The organism is Streptomyces sp. GL_148 (assembly GCF_057834205.1).
Genome location: NZ_CM174396.1, coordinates 443,368 through 461,380, shown reverse-complemented (window position 1 = coordinate 461,380; position 18,013 = coordinate 443,368). Strand labels below are relative to the sequence as shown.

17 protein-coding genes and 2 pseudogenes are annotated in these 18,013 nt (G+C 71.7%); 8 read left to right on the top strand and 11 right to left on the bottom strand.

The genetic code is table 11. The features are described 5' to 3' along the window. Positions 1–128: 128 nt before the first annotated feature. From AC3IYI_RS02200 to AC3IYI_RS02190, 3 genes and pseudogenes are all read right to left on the bottom strand, one after another. Positions 129–251: pseudogene (locus tag AC3IYI_RS02200) on the bottom strand (mini-circle protein); the annotation flags it as partial. Between the two features lie 110 nt (positions 252–361). Then, the gene (locus AC3IYI_RS02195) at positions 362–967 is read right to left on the bottom strand and encodes a hypothetical protein (protein WP_489408576.1); all 606 of its coding nucleotides are present in this window, start codon (positions 965–967) and stop codon (positions 362–364) included. Positions 968–1,167: 200 nt separating this feature from the next. Next, positions 1,168–1,860, bottom strand: coding sequence for an SMI1/KNR4 family protein (locus AC3IYI_RS02190; protein WP_489408575.1), 693 nt, complete (start codon positions 1,858–1,860; stop codon positions 1,168–1,170). Between the two features lie 399 nt (positions 1,861–2,259). Here AC3IYI_RS02190 and AC3IYI_RS02185 point away from each other — a divergent pair, with 399 nt between their 5' ends. Together AC3IYI_RS02185 and AC3IYI_RS02180 are read left to right on the top strand one after the other, a co-directional pair. Next, a complete protein-coding gene (locus AC3IYI_RS02185; protein WP_489408574.1) occupies positions 2,260–3,300 on the top strand; it encodes a glycosyl hydrolase in 1,041 nt (346 codons plus the stop codon). 318 nt (positions 3,301–3,618) lie between these two features. After that, positions 3,619–5,556 (top strand): APC family permease, encoded by a 1,938-nt coding sequence (locus AC3IYI_RS02180; protein WP_489408573.1) that lies wholly within the window; start codon positions 3,619–3,621, stop codon positions 5,554–5,556. 42 nt (positions 5,557–5,598) lie between these two features. On the opposite strand, the gene lysA is transcribed toward AC3IYI_RS02180, so the two are convergent. Together lysA and AC3IYI_RS02170 are read right to left on the bottom strand one after the other, a co-directional pair. Continuing rightward, entirely contained in the window at positions 5,599–6,933 is a 1,335-nt protein-coding gene (gene lysA / locus AC3IYI_RS02175) for a diaminopimelate decarboxylase (protein ID WP_489408572.1), read from the bottom strand. A gap of 13 nt (positions 6,934–6,946) precedes the next feature. Continuing rightward, positions 6,947–7,330 carry an SAV_915 family protein gene (locus AC3IYI_RS02170; protein ID WP_489408571.1) on the bottom strand — a complete coding sequence of 128 codons (384 nt, stop codon included), beginning with the start codon at positions 7,328–7,330 and terminating at the stop codon, positions 6,947–6,949. A 427-nt stretch (positions 7,331–7,757) separates the two neighbouring features. On the opposite strand from AC3IYI_RS02170, the gene AC3IYI_RS02165 reads away from it, so the two are divergent. Then, on the top strand, positions 7,758–8,108 hold the full coding sequence (locus tag AC3IYI_RS02165; RefSeq protein ID WP_243332731.1) for a YciI family protein: 351 nt from the start codon (positions 7,758–7,760) through the stop codon (positions 8,106–8,108). A gap of 17 nt (positions 8,109–8,125) precedes the next feature. Beyond that, a complete protein-coding gene (locus AC3IYI_RS02160) occupies positions 8,126–9,430 on the top strand; it encodes an RNA polymerase sigma factor (protein WP_489411851.1) in 1,305 nt (434 codons plus the stop codon). A gap of 83 nt (positions 9,431–9,513) precedes the next feature. On the opposite strand, the gene AC3IYI_RS02155 is transcribed toward AC3IYI_RS02160, so the two are convergent. The 4 genes from AC3IYI_RS02155 to AC3IYI_RS02140 all read right to left on the bottom strand — a co-directional run bounded on the left by AC3IYI_RS02155 (position 9,514) and on the right by AC3IYI_RS02140 (position 13,675). Next, positions 9,514–11,331, bottom strand: coding sequence for a methyltransferase (locus AC3IYI_RS02155; RefSeq protein ID WP_489408570.1), 1,818 nt, complete (start codon positions 11,329–11,331; stop codon positions 9,514–9,516). Positions 11,332–11,442: 111 nt separating this feature from the next. Further along, a complete protein-coding gene (locus AC3IYI_RS02150) occupies positions 11,443–12,657 on the bottom strand; it encodes a 4-hydroxybenzoate 3-monooxygenase (RefSeq protein WP_489408569.1) in 1,215 nt (404 codons plus the stop codon). 170 nt (positions 12,658–12,827) lie between these two features. Then, complete coding sequence (locus tag AC3IYI_RS02145) at positions 12,828–13,043, bottom strand: DUF6308 family protein (protein WP_489408568.1); 216 nt, start codon at positions 13,041–13,043, stop codon at positions 12,828–12,830. Positions 13,044–13,093: 50 nt separating this feature from the next. Beyond that, positions 13,094–13,675 carry a class I SAM-dependent methyltransferase gene (locus AC3IYI_RS02140; protein WP_489408567.1) on the bottom strand — a complete coding sequence of 194 codons (582 nt, stop codon included), beginning with the start codon at positions 13,673–13,675 and terminating at the stop codon, positions 13,094–13,096. A 166-nt stretch (positions 13,676–13,841) separates the two neighbouring features. On the opposite strand from AC3IYI_RS02140, the pseudogene AC3IYI_RS02135 reads away from it, so the two are divergent. Next, positions 13,842–14,939 (top strand): annotated as a pseudogene (locus AC3IYI_RS02135) (hypothetical protein); the annotation flags it as partial. Positions 14,940–14,983: 44 nt separating this feature from the next. Here the strand turns inward: AC3IYI_RS02135 and AC3IYI_RS02130 are convergent. Continuing rightward, entirely contained in the window at positions 14,984–15,649 is a 666-nt protein-coding gene (locus AC3IYI_RS02130) for a sortase domain-containing protein (protein WP_489408566.1), read from the bottom strand. Between the two features lie 161 nt (positions 15,650–15,810). After that, positions 15,811–16,032 carry a hypothetical protein gene (locus tag AC3IYI_RS02125; RefSeq protein ID WP_489408565.1) on the bottom strand — a complete coding sequence of 74 codons (222 nt, stop codon included), beginning with the start codon at positions 16,030–16,032 and terminating at the stop codon, positions 15,811–15,813. Between the two features lie 253 nt (positions 16,033–16,285). Here AC3IYI_RS02125 and AC3IYI_RS02120 point away from each other — a divergent pair, with 253 nt between their 5' ends. The 3 genes from AC3IYI_RS02120 (at position 16,286) to AC3IYI_RS02110 (ending at position 17,666) form a co-directional block, all read left to right on the top strand. After that, complete coding sequence (locus AC3IYI_RS02120; protein ID WP_489408564.1) at positions 16,286–16,468, top strand: hypothetical protein; 183 nt, start codon at positions 16,286–16,288, stop codon at positions 16,466–16,468. Positions 16,469–16,604: 136 nt separating this feature from the next. Continuing rightward, positions 16,605–17,033 carry a hypothetical protein gene (locus tag AC3IYI_RS02115; RefSeq protein ID WP_489408563.1) on the top strand — a complete coding sequence of 143 codons (429 nt, stop codon included), beginning with the start codon at positions 16,605–16,607 and terminating at the stop codon, positions 17,031–17,033. A gap of 270 nt (positions 17,034–17,303) precedes the next feature. Next, a complete protein-coding gene (locus AC3IYI_RS02110) occupies positions 17,304–17,666 on the top strand; it encodes a transglycosylase family protein (protein WP_489408562.1) in 363 nt (120 codons plus the stop codon). The last annotated feature ends 347 nt before the right edge of the window (positions 17,667–18,013 follow it).

Below are 18,013 nucleotides of genomic sequence, written 5' to 3'. Positions count from 1 at the left end.
GTGGCGGGGTGAGGATGGCCGGGCAGGGACCTGGTGAAGTCTCACCGTCGGCGGTCGAGCGGCGGTGGTGCGCCGGGCCAGGCACTGTCCGGCGGATCATCTGACGGTCGGATGGTCGGCACGGTCAGCCGGCCGTTGCGGACGGCTCGTTCGGCCCGCTGGTCCGGGGCTGCCGCGGCGACCAGTTCGCGGTAGCGGGCGCTTTGTTCGGCGTATTCGTCGAGGAGCTGCGCGAGCGGGAAGTCGACGGCCTGGTCATCCCGCGCAGCGTCCCTGATGGGTGCGACGGGTGTCGGGGCATTTTCCGGCGAGTCCGCCGCACCGCTCCTCCCTGGCTCGGTCCTCTTCCCTGCTGCGCCCGTCAGGGCTTCAGGCCCGCCCGCCTGAGGGCGATCTCGGACAGGTCGGCGATGACTTGCCGGTCGCCGCGGCGCCAGGCGTCGGCGAGGCCGCCTGCAGGGGTGGGGATCGAGGAGAGGGCGCGCGGCGGTCCGGTGAGGGCGCGCAGGGCGAGCAAGTCGGCGCCTCCGGGTGCGTCGAGGAGGTCCCGGATGGTGGCGCTGCGACGGATCCAGCGCACGCGCAGGGGAAGCCACAGCAGCAGGATGAAGGCCACGGGGAAGATGATCAGGGCGAGCGTGGCCAGGGTGGCCACCTGGCTGACGACGTCCTGCAGTGACTGGCCCGCGTCGGCGAGTCCGGTGCCGGCGTCAGCCGCGGACCGGAACGGTTGCCTCAGCAGGTCGCCGACGAGTGGCACGTTGGAGGCCTTGTCGCCGGCTTCGGCGAGGGCGTTGGCGAGGCTTTCGCCGGAGCTCTCGACCTTACGTCCGGGTTCGGCCAGCTGCATGATCGCGCCGTGGACGGTCAGGGCGAACGTCACCGTGGCGGCGATCAGCAGTACGGCGATCAGGTCCGCAAGGATCTGTCGGTTCCGCCGTGCCGGGGTCTGGGCGTAGAGACGCATGGGCTGCTCCTGTTCCGGTGCTGGCGGCATCGGTCGGCCGGTCACTCGACCGTATGCCGGACTCGCCCGTCACGTGGTGTCCGTCGGTATGCGGCCGTGACACGGTGCCGGGTTGGCGCAGTGCCAGTGCCGAGACGCCATCGCGGCGGCCCGGTGAGTCCCGGCTCGTCCGGAGGCCGTCGGTTCCGTACCGGCCCGGGTCAGTCCTCGCTGGGTACGGCGGCGAACACGGGGTGGCCGACGGCCCGGGCCAGGCGGTATCGCCTGAGCGACCGGTCGAAGCGGGCGCGGCTGCCCGGCAGGGCTCCGCGGAGGTCGGCGATCAGCGCGCCGTCCGGCACGCGGGCGGCGAGTTGCGCGACCACCGGGTCCGGGCTGTCACGGAGTTCGGCTGCGAGGTGCAGCGGCAGTTCGGGGCCGTCCAACTGCAGGAGGTCCCAGAAATCGTCGGCGTACGGCTGGACGCCCTCCTCGAAGCCGGTCTGCTCGACCAGTTCCTCCGCCGTGCCGATGAGCCGGTCGAGCCAGTGTGGCAGCGAGTCGGCCTCGACGTGGAGGCCGCCCTCGCGGTACTGCATCAGGACCTGGCCCCACCGGCCGTCGGCCTCGATGTCGACCCAGGTGACGCCGCCGCCCCCGTCGTCGGTGACCAGCCAGTGGGGGTGCGGCAGGCCGTGGTCGCCGGCCTGGCGGGGGTGACCGGTCAGCGTGAACTCCACCGGCGGAACGGCGAAGCCGCCGAGTCGGCCCAGCAGTTCGCGGGTCTCTGCCGGCACCGGGACGGGCCAGCGGCCGAAGTCGGCAGCCGCGACGCCGGGTTGTACCGCGAGGTCGAACGGGACTCGGGCGGCCAGCTCCCGCAGCCGCTTGAGGAGGTTGTCACCGGAGATCACCCGGCCACGCTACCGGAGCGGGTCCTGGCCGCGGGAGCCGGTGTGCCCGGCCGTGCGCCGCGCGCGGATGGTCCGGCGCGCGGGTGCTCCCTGCTCCGCGAGCGAGCGAGCGAGCGGGACGGACAGCCGGCCGGACCGGCCCGGGCCGTGTCCGGTGGGCTCCGCTCCGGGCGGCGCGGTCAGCGCGTGCCTGTGCCTGCGCCTGTGCCCGTGACGGCGCCTGTGCCCGTTCCCGAGTCCGTGCCCGGTGCGCCGGTCTGGCTTCACCTGGTCGGGTCAAGCGGGGGCGGGTGGCTGCCGCAAATGGCCCAGCATCGGCACACCGGACAGGCCGCGCATCGGATGAGATGCCTAACGTCGCTTCCAGACACATCGGTGCCCGCAGCTTGTGGAGGTGTCATGTCCCGTCGAGGCAGCCTGCTGGCGGGTGTGTGCGCGACTACGGTCGCCGTCGGCCTGCTCCTGACCGGGGGCGCCCCGGGCGCCCGGACGCCGCCGCGGCAGGACTCCGGCATGAATGCCGGGAGCGAGGTCGCGGTCGGTGCCTACCTGCACTACGGATCGCCCGGCGTCGAGCGGATGCAGGAGCTCTCGCGCTGGCTGGGGGGTACCGAGCTGCGCGCCGGGCACACCTACCTGCCGGGCGACACCTGGGCGAACATCGAGGGGGCACCCGATTCCCTGCGAACCTGGGCGCGGTGGCGCAACGCGAGAGCCGACCGGCTGTTCGTCCTGAACGTGCCCATGCAGGAGCGCAACGAGGCCGGCGTCCCCGACGCCCGAGTCGCCGAGCTGATCCGCACCGGTGCGCGGGGCGCTCACGACCACCACTTCCGGCGGCTGGCCGAGCGCCTGGTCGCCCTCGACGTGCCGGACACCGTGATCGTGCTCGGCTGGGAGATGAACGGCTTCGACTACACCCACCGGTGCCGGCCCGACCCCGAGAACTGGAAGAAGTACTGGCGGCGCATCGTGGCCGCCATGCGCTCCGTGAAGGGGCAGGATTTCCGTTTCGACTTCGCCCCCAACCGTGGCGGGGACGCGATCGCGTGGACCCGCTGCTATCCGGGTGACGACGTGGTCGACGTCGTCGGGATGGACTCCTACGACCAGGAACCCGGCCGGACCTTCGACGAGCAGGTCGACCAGCCCTATGGACTGCAGCACCAGGTCGATTTCGCCAGGGCCCACGGCAAGCAGACCTCGTACCCCGAGTGGGGGCTGTTCCGGCACGGCGACAACGCCGAGTACGTGCGGCGCATGTTGGAGTGGATCGAGGAGCACAGGCCGCTCTACCACAGCATCACGGACTTCTGCCCGCACGGAGTGTGGCAGTGCGGGCAGAATCCGCGCTCCTCGCGGGTGTTCCGGGACTTCCTCTCCGGTGGGCAGAGCCGTCGCCCCGACCCTGCAGGCAGGCGCGTCACCAGCCTGCGGTGATGGTGAACGCCAGAGGCTCGCGGCTCCGTCGTCGCCCACGCCGTCCGTCGCGACACCGACGCCGTCATCTGCCGACTGCGCTTCCGGATCACCGACGACACACGCTGACGCGCCCCTTGGCGGCGGCCCTCGTCGAGGCCGGCGAGCTGATTCCGGCCGACGGCGACGGGAGTACGCGTGCTACGCCATCGGGAGGGTGCGCGTTAAGGACGCGTCAGGATTGGCTCAAGTCCGGGCATAAGTGATCAGGCTGCGTACGCTTGCTCAGCCATCGACGTCGATGGCTGATTCTTTGCCGTACGACAGGAGCCCACCACGATGGCCACCCCTGCCCGCACGTCGCGCCTGCGGGCGTGGATGCTGGAAGGCTTGACCGCCGAGAACAGTTCGCCCGCCGCCAAGGAGGCGGCGGCCCAGCCGCACGGCCGTCCGTGGTGGCGGGTCATGTGCCTGACGGGTCTCGACTACTTCTCCACCCTCGGCTACCAGCCCGGTATCGCGGCGCTCGCGGCCGGACTGCTGTCGCCGCTGGCGACCATCGTGCTCGTCCTGCTCACGCTCTTCGGCGCACTTCCGGTCTACCGGCGGGTCGCGGAGGAGAGCCCGCACGGCGAGGGCTCGATCGCCATGCTGGAGCGGCTGCTGACGTTCTGGAAGGGGAAGCTGTTCGTCCTGACCCTGCTCGGGTTCGCGGCGACCGACTTCCTCATCACCATCACCCTCTCCGCCGCCGACGCCACCGCGCACCTGGTGGAGAACCCGCACCTCACCAGCACCCTCCACGGTCACGAAGTACTGATCACCCTGATCATGGTCGCGCTGCTCGGCGCCGTGTTCCTCAAGGGGTTCAGCGAGGCCATCGGCGTGGCCGTGATCCTGGTGGCGACCTACCTCGGCCTGAACGTCGTGGTCGTGGCCGTCGGGCTCTGGAACGTGATGACCGAACCACATGTCATCACCGACTGGACGACCGCGCTGACCACCGAGCACGGCAATCCGTTCATGATGATCGCCATCGCCCTCGTCGTGTTCCCGAAGCTCGCGCTCGGCCTCTCCGGTTTCGAGACCGGCGTGGCGGTCATGCCGCACGTCAAGGGCGACCCCTCGGACACGGTGGAGAACCCCGCCGGCCGGATCCGCGGTGCCAAGAAGCTGCTGACGACCGCCGCCATCATCATGAGCGTCTTCCTGATCTGCTCCAGCTTCATCACCACGCTGCTGATCCCGGCCGACCAGTTCGAGCCGGGAGGCGAGGCGAACGGCCGCGCCCTGGCCTACCTGGCGCACGAGTACCTCGGCTCCGCCTTCGGCACGGTCTACGACATCTCCACGATCCTGATCCTCTGGTTCGCGGGCTCTTCGGCCATGGCCGGCCTGCTCAACCTGATGCCGCGTTACCTGCCCCGCTACGGCATGGCCCCGCACTGGGCCCGCGCCCTGCGCCCGATGGTCATCGTCTTCACCCTGATCGCCTTCCTCGTGACCTGGATCTTCAACGCCGACGTCGACGCCCAGGGCGGGGCGTACGCCACCGGCGTCCTCGTCCTGATCACTTCGGCGGCCGTCGCCGTGACCATCGCGGCGCGCCGGGCCGGCGAGCGCGGCTGGACGATCGGCTTCGGCGTCATCTCGGCCGTCTTCATCTACACCACGGCCGTGAACGTCGTAGAGCGCCCGGACGGCGTGAAGATCGGCGCCTGCTTCATCGCCGGCATCATGGCCCTGTCCCTCCTCTCCCGCCTCGCCCGTGTCTTCGAGCTGCGCGTCACGGACGTGGAACTGGACGACATGGCGCAGCGCTTCATCCGCGACACGTCCAACCGCACGATCCGCTTCATCGCGAACGAGCCCGACAACCGGGACCTCGACGAGTACCGGCAGAAGAAGGAACAGATCCGCGCGGACAACGACATCCCGCCCGGCGACGACGTCATGTTCGTCGAGGTCACCGTCCTGGACGCCTCGGAGTTCGAATCCGGCATGCGGGTCCGCGGCGAAGTGCTCCACGGCCGCTACCGCGTCCTGACCCTGGAGAGCTCCAGCATCCCCAACGCCCTGGCCGCGTTCCTGCTCCACGTACGCGACGAGACCGGCCAGCGCCCCCACATCTACTTCGAGTGGACCGAGGGCAATCCGATGGCCAACTTCCTGCGCTTCTTCCTCTTCGGCCAGGGCGAAGTCGCCCCCGTCACCCGCGAGGTCATCCGCGAGGCCGAACCCGACCGGGCCCGCCGCCCGCACGTCCACGCCGGGTGACATCCGGCGATCCGGCGTCAAGAAGCAGCTAACAAAGCCCTACTAGTCGCCGATGTCGCGGATCCGGACGTCGTCCAGCGTTTCGCGCCGTACGAGCATCCGGGCCGTGCCTTCGTGGACGGCGACGACCGGGGGCCGGCCGACGATGTTGTAACCGGAGGCCATGGACAGCTGGTAGGCGCCTGCCACCGGTACGGCGAGCAGGTCGCCGGGGTGGACGTCGCCCGGCAGCTCCACGCCGCTCGCGAGGATGTCCCCGGCCTCGCAGTGCCGGCCGACTACCGTCGTCGTACGCGGGGCGGCCGTCGAGTGGCGGCCGATGAGGCGGGGCGCGTAGCGCACTCCGTACAGGGCGGGGCGGGGGTTGTCGCTCATGCCGCCGTCGACGGCGACGAAGACGGTGTCGCCCGTGTGTTTGACGGCCAGTACGCGGTACACCGCGACTCCGGCCGGTCCGACGACGGCCCGCCCCGGTTCGATGACGAGCCGGGGCACGGGCAGGCCCGCGGCGGCGCAGGCCTCGCCGAGCCCGGCGCGCATCCGGCGGGCGAGCGCGGTGAGATCGAGGGCGGGTTCGCCGGGCCGGTAGGCGATGCCGTGACCGCCGCCCATGTCCAGCTCGGGCAGGACGACGCCGTGCGCGTCACGGACCCGGGCCATCAGCCCCACCAAGCGGCGGAGCGCCACCAGGTACGGCCTCACCTCGGTGATCTGCGAGCCGATGTGGCAGTGCAGGCCGGTCAGTTCGAGCTGCGGCTGGCCGAGTACGCGCGCGATGGCGTGCTGCGCCGACCCGTCGGCGATCGAGAGGCCGAACTTCTGGTCCTCCGTACCCGTACGGATCTTGGCGTGGCCCCCGGCCGAGATGCCCGGCACGACGCGCACCATCACCTTCTGGTGTCCTGCGGGTCCGACGGCGGCCGCGATCCGGGCTATCTCGGACGGGCTGTCGATGACGATCCGGCCGACCCCGAGCCGCAGCGCCGTTTCCAGGTCACGGGGCGACTTCGCATTGCCGTGCAGCACGATCCGTCCCGGTGGGAAGCCGGCCGTGACGGCGAGCTCCAGCTCCCCGGCGGAGCACACGTCCAAGCCCAGTCCCTCCTCCTCCACCCAGCGCACCATGGCGCGGGAGAGGAACGCCTTGGCGGCGTAGAGGACTTCGGCCTCGGGGAGGGCGGCGCGGTAGGCGCGGCACCGGTCGAGCACCTCGCCCTCGTCCAGTACGTAGGCCGGTGTGTCGAAGCGGTCGGCGATCTCTGCCAGTGACACGCCACCGACGGCCAGGTCGCCGTGCGGCAGCGGGGTGGTGGACGCGGGCCACACGGACAGTTCGTGAGTGGAGGCCAGGGCGTCGGGGAGGTCGGTGATGGTCATGGTGCGGTCCCCTTCAGACGGTCCGGGCAGCGATGTCGGGACCCTGCGGTGCCGGCGCGGTGACCGAGCTGGTCGCCGTCGTCGTCGCGGTGACCGCAGGCGCGGTCAGCGTCGGATCGACGGTCAGCAGCGACGCTCCGACCGGCTCGGCCATCGCACGGAGCGCGGACTCCGAGAGCCGGATCCATGGCAGCCCGGCGCCGAGGGTGGCGGCCAGCCGCTCCGCACTCGTGAAGGCCACGGCGGTACGGGCTCCCAGCGGGGTGCGGAACAGGCGTACCACCACCTCCGCCCTTCCCGGCAGGATCGGCAGGACCGGCAGGACCGGCACGTACAGGGGCCCGGCCGGGACGCGTTCTTCAGGCTCCGGATCGTCGTCGTACTGGAACAAACACATGGGGCCCTCCCAGAGGAACCACGAGTGGCAGGTGAGGCCCCGGATGCGGGGAGGCGGTCCGGGGCACGACACCGAAGCTATCCCCGCCTCCCCATGCCGATGGCCACCCCATGACGGGACCTTGACGACGGGCGGCCAAGTCCATACGGATCACTGACGGCCCGGGGCGGAGGGCGTCAGGAACCCGCTACATCAGGGGGCCGAGCGACTCGTCGAGCGAGCCGACCGCCGGAGCGGCGGCATGGCCGCTGAGTGCGTCTCGGAGAAAATCTTCGGAGCGGTGTCGATCCGACCGAGCCCCGTTCGTCGTCATGGTGTACGGCGACTCGCCGCACGAGGCACGACAGGAAACGACAGGAAACGACAGGACCTGCCAGGGCCCGAGAAGGCCTGAGTGGACCTGAGCAGACCTGAGAGGAGCCGGATCATGAAGTACATGCTGCTGATCAACGCTGGTGCCATCGGTGAGGACGGCGGGGCCGCCGAGTGCACGGTCGAGGACTGGATGGTCTACGACAAGGAGGTCAGGGAGGCCGGAATCTGGGTGTCCGGGGAGTCGCTCGCGGACCTGGTCACCGCCACGACGGTGCGGGTCGGCCAGGACGGCAGGCGGGCCGTCACCGACGGGCCGTTCGCGGAGAGCCGCGAGGTCCTCGGCGGCTTCTACGTCATCGACGTACCGGACCTGGACGTCGCGCTCGACTGGGCCGCCCGCTGTCCCGGCGCGCGCGGCAGCGGGTCGGTCGTGGTCCGCCCGATCGCCGAGTTCGGGGTCTGACGGTGGGGGACGAGGGAATCGCCGGGCGCGGCCCGTCCACCGGGTCCTTCCCCCGGTCTTCCGCCCGGTCGTCCGTGGAGGCGGTGTTCCGGGAGGAGCGCGGCCGACTGCTCGCCTCCCTCGTCCGCCGGTTCGGTGATCTCGACCTGGCCGAAGAGGTCACCTCGGAGGCCGTCGAGGCGGCCCTGGTGCACTGGCCCGTCGAGGGCGTTCCGGCCAGGCCCGGGGCCTGGCTGCTCACCACGGCCCGGCGCAAGGCCGTCGACCGCCTGCGGCGGGACCAGGCCTACGCCGCCCGGCTCGCCATCCTCCAGGTGGAGGCGGAACGGGCCGACCCGGCCCCGCCCGCGGATGCCGACGGCGAGCTGCCCGATGAGCGCTTGCAGATGTTCTTCACCTGCGCCCACCCAGCTCTCGCGGCCGAGGACCGCACGGCGCTGACCCTGCGCTGCCTGGCCGGTCTGACGACGCCCGAGGTGGCGCGTGCCTTCCTGGTGCCGCCCGCGACGATGGCGCAGCGGATCGTACGGGCGAAGCGGAAGATCCGCGAGGCGCGCATCCCCTTCCGGGTACCCGGCGCCGACGAGCTGCCCGAGCGCCTGCCCGGGGTGCTCCAGGTCGTCTACTCGGTCTTCACCGAGGGGTACGCGGCCAGTTCGGGCCCGGAGCTCCAACGCCTCGACCTCGCCGAGGAGGCCATCCGGCTGGCACGGATCCTGCGCCGGCTGCTGCCCGCCGAGCGGGAGGCCGCCGGCCTGCTCGCGCTGATGCTCCTGATCCATGCCAGGCGCGAGGCCCGTACCGGCCCGGACGGCGAGCTCGTGCTGCTCGACGACCAGGACCGCGGCCGCTGGGACCGGTCGATGATCGAGGAGGGCCGCGGCTTGGCGGTCTCCGCGCTGACGGGCGGGCCACCCGGCCCGTACGGGGTGCAGGCCGCCATCGCCGCCCTTCACGACGAGGCCGTGGACCTCGCGACCACCGACTGGCCGCAGGTCGTCGCGCTCTACGACGTCCTGCTCGCCCTCACTCCGTCCCCCGTCGTCGCACTGAACCGGGCCGTGGCGGTGGCCATGCGCGACGGCCCGCAGGCCGGCCTGACCCTGCTCGACGACCTTGCCGGCGAGCAGCAGCTGCGCGGCCACCACCCCTACCCGGCCGCCCGAGGGGACCTGCTGCACCGGCTCGGCCGGCTGCCCGAGGCCGCGGCAGCCTACCGGGAAGCGCTCGACCTGGCCGGCACCGAACCCGAGCGCGCCCACCTGCGACGCAGGCTGAACGCTGTTCTGCCGTCCGGTCCGGACGCCGGAACCGGGACCTGACGGCGGAACGCTCAGACCGCCGTCGTACTGGCCGGCTGGCCGGCTGGCCGTGGATCGTGCCGGTGGTGTCGGGCCTACCGGGCCTACCGGGCCTTGCGGGCGTGCAGGACGTATGCCTCCAGGGGGAGGGGGCTGTGGTCGATCAGCTCCAGTCCGGCGTCGGCCAGCAGTCGGGCGTAGTGCGCGGCGCGGCGTTCGCGACCGCCGACGTTGCACATCATGTGGAGGTCCCAGGCCGTGGCCAGTGAGGGGGAACCGTCAGCGGGCAGCAGTCGTTCGATGACCAGCAGGTCTGCGTGGGCGGGCATCGCGCGGGCGCAGTGGCGCAGGATCTCCCGGCACCGGTCGTCGTCCCAGTCGTGCAGGATGCGGGAGAGGACGTACACGTCGCCGCCGTGCGGTACGTCCGCGAAGTCGCCGCTGCGATAGTCGCAGCGGGCGCCGCAGCCCGCGGCGTCGAGCGAGCGGCGGGCCGCCTCGACGGCGTGCGGGCGCTCCAGGAGCGTGCCCCGCAGAGCCGGGTGTGCGGTCAGGATGCGCCCGAGGAGCTCGCCGTTGCCGCCGGCGACGTCGACGACGGTCCGCGGGGTGGATGCCCGGGCCGCGGTGGTGATCACGGGGTGGTCGGGGAGCGGTTGGAACATGCGCGAACTGGCGGACATGGAACGGTCGAAGAGGTCGGCGAGTTCGGGGTCGCGTGCGAAGTGGTCGAAGTGGTTCTCGCCGAAGAGGTGGTCGAAGGCCGGCTGTCCGGTCCGTACGGTGTGGTCGAGGGCGGCGAAGGACTGGTAGAAGGGGCCCCCGTACATCAGGGCCAGTGGGCGCATCGTGTCCGGGGAGTCCGCGCGGAGCAGGGCTCCGAGCCGGGTGAGACGGAAGCTTTCCTCCTCCGCGGAGGCCGCAGAGGCGTCGGAGCCCGCGGTGTGTTCGGTGTGTTCGGTGTGCTCGGTGTGCTCGGCCACGACGCCGAGCATCGTGAGGTAGCGCAGCAGCGTGGCGAGGTTCTCGGGTCGGGTGTCGGTGCGTCGGGCGAGTTCCCGGGTGCCGGTGGCCGCGTGCGGGTCCATGGCGTCGGGAAGGCCCAGACGGGCGAAGGCGGCGAGTGCCTGTGTCGTCCATGCTCCGGTGAGGAGGCGCAGGAGCGTCTCGGCGGGCCGGTCCGCGTCCGGGCGCTCCTTCGGGTCCGCGCGGAGGTGGTCGTCGAGGGCGTCGCGGTGTTCACCGGGCGTGTAGAGCTCCAGGCGGCGGTAGCCGCACGCCCCGGCGGCGGGGGTGGTGAAGTAGAGGACGGTGCCGTCCTCGTGCGGGTTGTACCCGCCGCCGTCGGGGCGGGCGCCGTGTCGGGCCAGCACCGCACACAGGCCGCGCAGCACCAGTGGGTCCGGGTGCTCCAGTTCGAGGGCCAGGTGGGCCTCGTGGTCCCGGGCGCGTTCGTACGCGGCGATCGCCTCCAGGTCCGAGTGCGCGGGCACCATGAGGGCGAACACCTCCACCGCACGGCGCTCTCCGGCCGGCCCCTGGACGCGGGGACGCAGGATCCGGACGTCGAGCTCTGCCAGGTCACGGCGGTGGCGCCGGGCGAGCCGTTCCCGTACGACGACGCTGGGCCGGGACGGGGTGTCGGCGGCGAGCCCGCAGTCGTCGAGTTGGCGTCGCAGGTCCTGCGGGTCGGTGGGGAAGAGCAGCAGGCCGGCGTGGGCGAAGCGGCAGTGCGGGGCCAGGGACTCCAGTTCCGGGCCGCGCAGACCGGGCAGCAGGAGGGGCAACAGGGTGGCGGTGTCGTGTTCCCGCACGAAGGCGACGGCCGCGCGCAGGCGGGCCGTGTCGTCGGGAAGCATCGTTTCGCCCCGAAGCGGCGGGCCGGCGGGGCGCGTCGCCTGGTCGGGGAGGGTCGTCGTCATCGTGGAGGTTCCTCGGGCGGTGCTGGGGCGGGTGCTCCGGCGGAGCAGAGCATGGTGGACCGGCTGTGCGGTGGTCGAGTGAGGGGGGCGGTGCGGGGGGAAGCCCGGTGGTCACATGCCGACGTAGTTCTCGGCGAACCAGTCCTGGTGGGCGCGGGAGGTACGCAGGGAGTCGAGGCGGGCGCGCCGCAGGGAAGCCTGGAAGAGCGATCCGTCCGACTGGCCTGGGACCGGAATCGCGTGCAGCAGTCCGGTCATCCACTGGGTGAACTCCTGCGCGCGCCAGATGTGCGCCAGGCACTGCGCCGAGTAGCGGTCGAGGGCCGCGCCGTCCCCTCGGGCGAGGGTCTCGGCGAGGGCTCCGCCCAAGATCTCCGCCTCCAGTACGGCGAGGTTCGCGCCCTTCGCGGCGGCCGGCGCGGTCAGGCTCGCGGCGTCGCCGACAAGCAGGAGCGATCCGTGGCGCAGCGGTTCGACCACGTCGCACGCAAGGTCGACGACTCCGCGCTCGATGATCGGCCCCCTGCGCAGCGGACCGTGCTCCGCAGCGCGCATCCGCAGGTCGAGTTCGTCCCAGATCCGTTCCTCGGACCAGGCGTCGGCGGGGGCGCCGCGCCGGTACTGGAGGTAGTACCGCGTGACCTGCGGGCTGCGGGCCATGTGGCCGGCGAAGCCGCGGTCGTGGACGGCGTAGCCGACGGCGTCGAGGCTGGGCGGGGCTTCGGCGAGCAGGCCGAGCCAGCTCACACCGTGGTCGTGGTGGTGGCGGACCGCGTCGGGCGGCAGCGAGCGGCGGGACGCTCCGTGGCGGCCGTCGCAGCCGGCGACGTACCGGGCGTCCCATCGGGTGGGGCGGCCGTCCGGCTCCCGGGTGGTGACGTACGGCCGGTCGCCGTCGGCGTCGTGGACCGCCAGTGCCTCGGTCTCGAAGTGGATCCTGCCGCCGCCGTCGAGGTAGTGCGTCAGGAGGTCCGTCACCAGGTTCTGCTGCGGGTAGACGGTGTGCTGCTCGCCCCGGCCCAGGGAGCCGTAGTCGAGGCGGAAGCGGCCGTCCCCGGTACGGAACTCGCACGTACCGTGGGTGCGCCCGTGCCGGTGCAGGCCGTCGGCGAGGCCGTGGCGGTCCAGGATCCGTACCGTGTTCGGCGCGAGGAAGCCGGCCCGGGCCCGGGTCTGGACGTGTGAGCGGTCGGCGCGTTCGAGCACGACGCAGTCGATCCCTGCGGCGAGCAGCAGGTTGGCGAGCACCAGGCCGGCGGGGCCGGCGCCGAGCACGACCACATCGGCCGAGGCCCTTAAGCTTCGATCATTCTGGCTTTCTGTCATAGCGCGGGAATCATAAGCACGGAAAATCCAGAGGAAGATCACCGGTAACTCGTATGCAGCAAAAGGGTGATGATCGTCACGACCGCCGGTGGCCGCCGACGGTGCGAGGCGGGCTCCGGCCGGCCCGCCCAGGTGTCGGATGCGCGGGGACGCAAAATCGTGACGAAGAATCAGGCTGGTGCGCCCGCACAGGACTTCTCCTCATGGTCTGCCACATGGCTCATCCAGAGCACCACGTCACAGATCCGCAGGGCCGAAACCGTCTCCGGCACACCGGCGCCATCCCGCAGCGAGAGCAACTGCTCGTGCAGAGCACGGCCATCGGCGGCCAGCGCGTCGCGCAGCGATAACCAGAACGACGCAGGTTGTCCGACCGCACAGCGCACGACCTGGTCATAGACGGGCAGAAGATGTCGGCGATGCCTGCCCGGGTTGGTCAGGGGCGCAGGGCGTAGCAGCGGAGTACGTCAAGGTCGTGGGTGCGGACGACGGACCAGTGCGCGGTGAGGATCTCGGCCTCGGCGGGGCTGATCCCGAGGCCCTGGAGCGGGTCGGTGTCCTTCCGGCGGCCGGTGATCTCGGTGACCACCCAGAAGACCCCGCCGGGTACCAGGAGGCGACGGACTCGGTTGACGAAGGCGCCCTTGGCGTCGAGCCACCGGTAGACCAGCCGGCAGGTGATGACCGCGTACGCGTGTTCCGGCAGGCCGGTCAGGTCGTCGTCGGCGCCGATGTCGGCGCACCTCCACAGCGGTCCGGGCTCGTCCGCGCGGTCCCGGGCGGCGGCACGTGCGAGGGCGCTGGGGGAGCAGTCGATCCCGGTGGCGCGGTATCCCAGCTGATGGTGGAGGTGACGGGTCAAGGCACCGTCGCCACAGCCGATGTCGAGGGCCGGCCTTCCTCGGCCGGGTCCGATGTGCTCGTCCAGCAGCCGTGTCTCGGGGGCGTCGAGCCGGCGGTAGCGGCGGCCCTGGGCCCAGAGGGGATCCCAGTACGCGGCGGTCGATGTCATCGTCATGGAGATCCTTCGCGGGCGGGGAGGGCGCGCTGCGCGCGGCAGGGCGTGCCGACCGTGAGCGTGGTGCGTACGCCGAGGCGGGGGACCAGGGCGCCCGCACGCGCGGCGCTGGGGGACGATCCCCCGGCACGGGCATGGCGAAACGAGGCGGGGGCAGGCGCCTGCCATGGCAGAGACCTCGGGCCGGGGCTCCCACCAGCCCCGCACGGCCCCCGCCACCGCAGTCCGGGTCGACGACCCGCACCTGGGCGCCGACGCCCTAAACCTGGGCGAGGCCCCCCACATGGGCGACGAAGCCCCACACCTGGCCGACGCCCCCCACCTGGGCGCCGAATCCCCGTACCTGGACCGTGGAGTACCCGGAAGGGTTGCGGGCCCTGTCGTGTCGCCGGTCAGTTCACACAACGAGTGGGACCCGCTGGAGGAGGTCATCGTCGGGTGTGTCGGCGGTGCCACGATCCCCTCCCGTCATCCCGTCGTGGCCTGCAACATCCCCCCGTGGGCCGCGCGGCTCCAGGGCGTCGCAGCCGGTTTCGAGTACCCGCGCAGGATGGTCGAGCCGGCCCGGCACGAGCTCGACGAGTTCGTCGCTCTCCTCCAGTCGCTCGGTGTCACGGTCAGACGGCCGGACCCGGTCGGTCACAGGCAGCGCTTCGGCACCCCCGACTGGTCGTCGCGCGGTTTCTGCAACGCCAACCCGCGTGACAGCATGATCGTGATCGGTGACGAGATCATCGAGACCCCGATGGCCTGGCCGTGCCGGTACTTCGAGACCGCCGCGTACCGTTCGATCCTCAAGGACTATTTCCGGCGCGGCGCGCGCTGGACGGCGGCACCGAAACCACAGCTCACGGACGATCTGGTCGAGCCCGGTTTCCGGATCCCCGAGGCTGGCGAGCCCATCCGTCACATCCTCACCGAGTTCGAGCCGGTCTTCGACGCGGCGGATTTCATGCGGGCGGGACGCGACCTGTTCGCGACGCGGAGCAACGTCACCAACCGCATGGGGATCGAGTGGCTGCGCCGCCATCTCGGACCCGGCTACCGCATCCACGAGATCGAGAGCCGCTGCCGTACGCCGATGCACATCGACACGACGTTCGTCCTGCTCGCGCCCGGCAAGGTGCTGGTCAATCCCGAGTACATCGATGTCGACCGGCTGCCCGGCGTCCTGAGGTCGTGGGACGTGCTGATCGCACCTGATCCCGACCCCATCGACGAACGCTTGCTCAAGGTCACGTCGATGTGCGGCAAGTGGCCTTCGCGTGATCGGACGGACACGCATTCAGGGCCCGGCCCCGCGTCCACTCACCGCTTCCCTGGCTCCGGCTGGGGCTCGGTCGCGGTGAGGACACCGATCTTGTCGAGGCGGTGTTCCGGGTTGTTCTGCGCGTCGCGCCAGAAGTTGCCCGCCGCGTTGTCCTCCGGCGTCAGGCACGTGCTCACGGTGATCATGGCTCGCGTGGGGGCGGTGTCCGGAGCCCCGGGGACCGCGGCCCGCTGTGCGTCGATGGAGGCCTGCGACCGGAAGGACGTCGTCCGCGTCGTGGTGATGACGTACTCGTACCGCACTCCGTCGGCGGTCACGAACACGGATGCACCCTTCTTCAACGACGGCAGCGACCAGAGTGGTCCTCCGGCCGTGATGCGGTGGGCGGTCACGATGTAGTTCCCCACGTCTCCGGGTCCGACCCCGCCGCGGGGCCCGTACGGGCTCGATGCCACGCCGCGATCTTGGATCAGCGTGCCCGGAGCGTCATCAGGACTGCCTTCGTAGGCGATCACGGCCAGGTCGGACACCCCGATGGCGGGTATCGACAGCACGGCCTCCTGGACACCGGCGAACCCCTGACGGGGGACCTGCCCGTGATCGGCCGGAGCGGCCACCGCCGGTGCGGCGACGAGGAGGGTGAGCGTGGCGCACACGAGCGCCTTCGTCACGGTGCGGGAGGCATGGAACGGGTGCTGGGTCATGGCGGAGTCCATGCGGTTCGACCGGGTCGCGCCGGGTGCCGCGACCCGTTTCCCTTCCAGCCTCCCACGGGCCGACAGGACCGGCCAGAGCGCATGAAACCGACCTGCTGAAGGTCGCAGGCGACCACGGCTACGCCGTGGCTCACGGCAGCGATCTCAGCTCAGTGCAGGGCGTCGGCGAGAAGCCGGACCGCGAGGTCGGACGCAGCCAGAGCCGCGGTCTGATCGCCGCGGCGCAGGGCAAGCCGGGCGGCCTCGACGGCTGCGCGAGCACGGTCCGATACTTCGGCGGGGAAGACGTTCGAGTTCAGCGAGACCTCCGCTCGCCTGATGTTCCCCAGCGCCGTATCGGCAGACGAGGGGGAGTGGGTGCCGTCGTGCACGGGGGCCTCCCTTCAGCGGCCGGGCCTCGCGCCGTCGGGACCGACGCGCCGGCCAACCCGGGGCTACCCATCGTGTGGTGTCGTATGCCCGGCTCCCCGTGGTGATCGCCTTGCCGCCGCGGCAGACGTGGACGTCGAGGGGGATCGTGCACGCCGCCGGGACGGACCCCGCCCCACCCGTCTACGGCTCCTCTGTACGGGTAAGCGCATGGCATAGGACGGCGCCCCGGCGGGCCCGACGAGAGGAGAAGCCGTGCAGGGCAAGGAGAGCAAGCGCCAGGGGCCACGAAAGGCCCGCAAGGAGCAGGCGCAAGAGCACCCGGGTCCGGACCCGGTGCATCCCGAGGCCAGTCGGCCGGTCGCCGGCAAGAGCCCCGACGAACTGCGAAGGATGCAGGAGCGGAGCAAAGCCCGCGACCACGACGACGCGGGCTGACGGCGGATCGAGGCCGGTCCCCTCACACCTGCCGCGCGCGCCGGACCGTGCCGGGGGCCCGCAGCTGTGGAGACACCGGCAGGAGGGGGTGGGTGGTCACCGCGGCGGCGGGGACGACGAGACGGAGTGATCGCGTATGCGCACCACAGCGGCACGGGTCATGGGTGTGGCCACCCTCGGATACGGCCTGGCGGTCGCCTGCCGACCCGAGGTGCTGGCCCGCCCGTGCGGCCTGGCCGGACAAGGTTCCTCCTCACTGCTGATCCGCGCCCTGGGAGTCCGGGACGCCGTCATCGGCGCGGCCGTGGTCGCGGTCCCCGAGGGCAGCGGGCTGCGTACGGCCGTACTGTGCCGGGCCGCGCTCGACACCGGGGACGCACTGCTCTTCGGCACCCTTCTGCCCCACCGGACCGAGCGCGCCAAGGCGGCCTCGGCCGCGCTGGCCTGGGCGGCCCTGTGTGGCTGGACGCTGACCGGCGATGACCGCTCGGCGGCAACGCTCGTGGAGGACGCGACGAACTTCGCGGTACGGGTGGCCCAGTCCCCCACGCGCGCGCATCTCTGACGCCGGGGAACGAACCACCGTGCGTGGCTGGGCTGGGCTGGGGTGGGCTGGGCGGGGTCGGGGCGGGTAGAGGGGCGGCTCACTCCCAGCGTTACGGCTGCGTGAGGGGCGTAGAGCGTCCGTTCGGGTGGCGTTGCCCCTTCGCAGGTGGTAAGTGCGCCTGGAAGTACACCGGTCCGTGCTGTGCTGTGGCCCACGACCCGAAGACGGTCGTACGCGGGCCCGCCCGCTGTTCGCGGCAGGTCCGGCCACAACAGCGAAGGAGGACTGATGTCGTGCTACCGGAAGGACCGGAGAAGGCAGAGCAGGATCGGTCAACTGCTCGTCTTGGTCATGGTGTTGGCAGTGCCGCTCTTGGATGTCTCCGGTGCTCATGCCGCCGCGGTCCACTCCAAACAGGGCCCCGACTGGGACGCCATCGCCCGGTGTGAATCCGGAGGGAACTGGCGGGCGAACACCGGCAACGGCCATTACGGCGGATTGCAGTTCACCCGGTCGAGCTGGAAGGCGGCAGGAGGCCGCAAGTACGCACCACGCGCCGACCTCGCCACGAAGGCGGAGCAGATCGCCACAGCGAGGCGGCTCGCCAGGATCCAGGGAATGGGGGCCTGGACCTGCGCACGACGCAGCTGACGGGCACGCTCCAACAGGGCGGCCCCGCCGCCCTGTTGGAGCGGCGTCGATCGGACGTCCCGTAGGCCGATGGTTGTTGTTTCGTTCGCTGCTGACCGCCGACAGCTCGCGCCACCGGCGGGGCAGCTCGGCGAGAGAATCGGGGGCGGGCGCGGCGTTGTCGATCGGTCCGTACGAGGATCTGCCCGGCGACACCACCGGCGCCGAGGGGCGCCCCGCTCCGGCCAGGGCGACTGCGGCGGCGGGTGACGGGTAGGAGCCGGATGCGCCCAGTTCGCACCTGGGGCGCAGTCGAGGAGGGCAGAGACCGTGGCCCGGCACCTCTCTGAGTGACGGACCCCTCACGT

Coding starts and splice junctions, on each gene's coding strand:
- AC3IYI_RS02195 (WP_489408576.1), bottom strand. CDS start 967: ATGCGTCTCTACGCCCAGACCCCGGCACGGCGGAACCGACAGATCCTT.
- AC3IYI_RS02185 (WP_489408574.1), top strand. CDS start 2,260: ATGTCCCGTCGAGGCAGCCTGCTGGCGGGTGTGTGCGCGACTACGGTC.
- AC3IYI_RS02180 (WP_489408573.1), top strand. CDS start 3,619: ATGGCCACCCCTGCCCGCACGTCGCGCCTGCGGGCGTGGATGCTGGAA.
- lysA (WP_489408572.1), bottom strand. CDS start 6,933: ATGACCATCACCGACCTCCCCGACGCCCTGGCCTCCACTCACGAACTG.
- AC3IYI_RS02170 (WP_489408571.1), bottom strand. CDS start 7,330: ATGTGTTTGTTCCAGTACGACGACGATCCGGAGCCTGAAGAACGCGTC.
- AC3IYI_RS02165 (WP_243332731.1), top strand. CDS start 7,758: ATGAAGTACATGCTGCTGATCAACGCTGGTGCCATCGGTGAGGACGGC.
- AC3IYI_RS02155 (WP_489408570.1), bottom strand. CDS start 11,331: ATGACGACGACCCTCCCCGACCAGGCGACGCGCCCCGCCGGCCCGCCG.
- AC3IYI_RS02150 (WP_489408569.1), bottom strand. CDS start 12,657: ATGACAGAAAGCCAGAATGATCGAAGCTTAAGGGCCTCGGCCGATGTG.
- AC3IYI_RS02140 (WP_489408567.1), bottom strand. CDS start 13,675: ATGACGATGACATCGACCGCCGCGTACTGGGATCCCCTCTGGGCCCAG.
- AC3IYI_RS02130 (WP_489408566.1), bottom strand. CDS start 15,649: ATGACCCAGCACCCGTTCCATGCCTCCCGCACCGTGACGAAGGCGCTC.
- AC3IYI_RS02115 (WP_489408563.1), top strand. CDS start 16,605: ATGCGCACCACAGCGGCACGGGTCATGGGTGTGGCCACCCTCGGATAC.
- AC3IYI_RS02110 (WP_489408562.1), top strand. CDS start 17,304: ATGTCGTGCTACCGGAAGGACCGGAGAAGGCAGAGCAGGATCGGTCAA.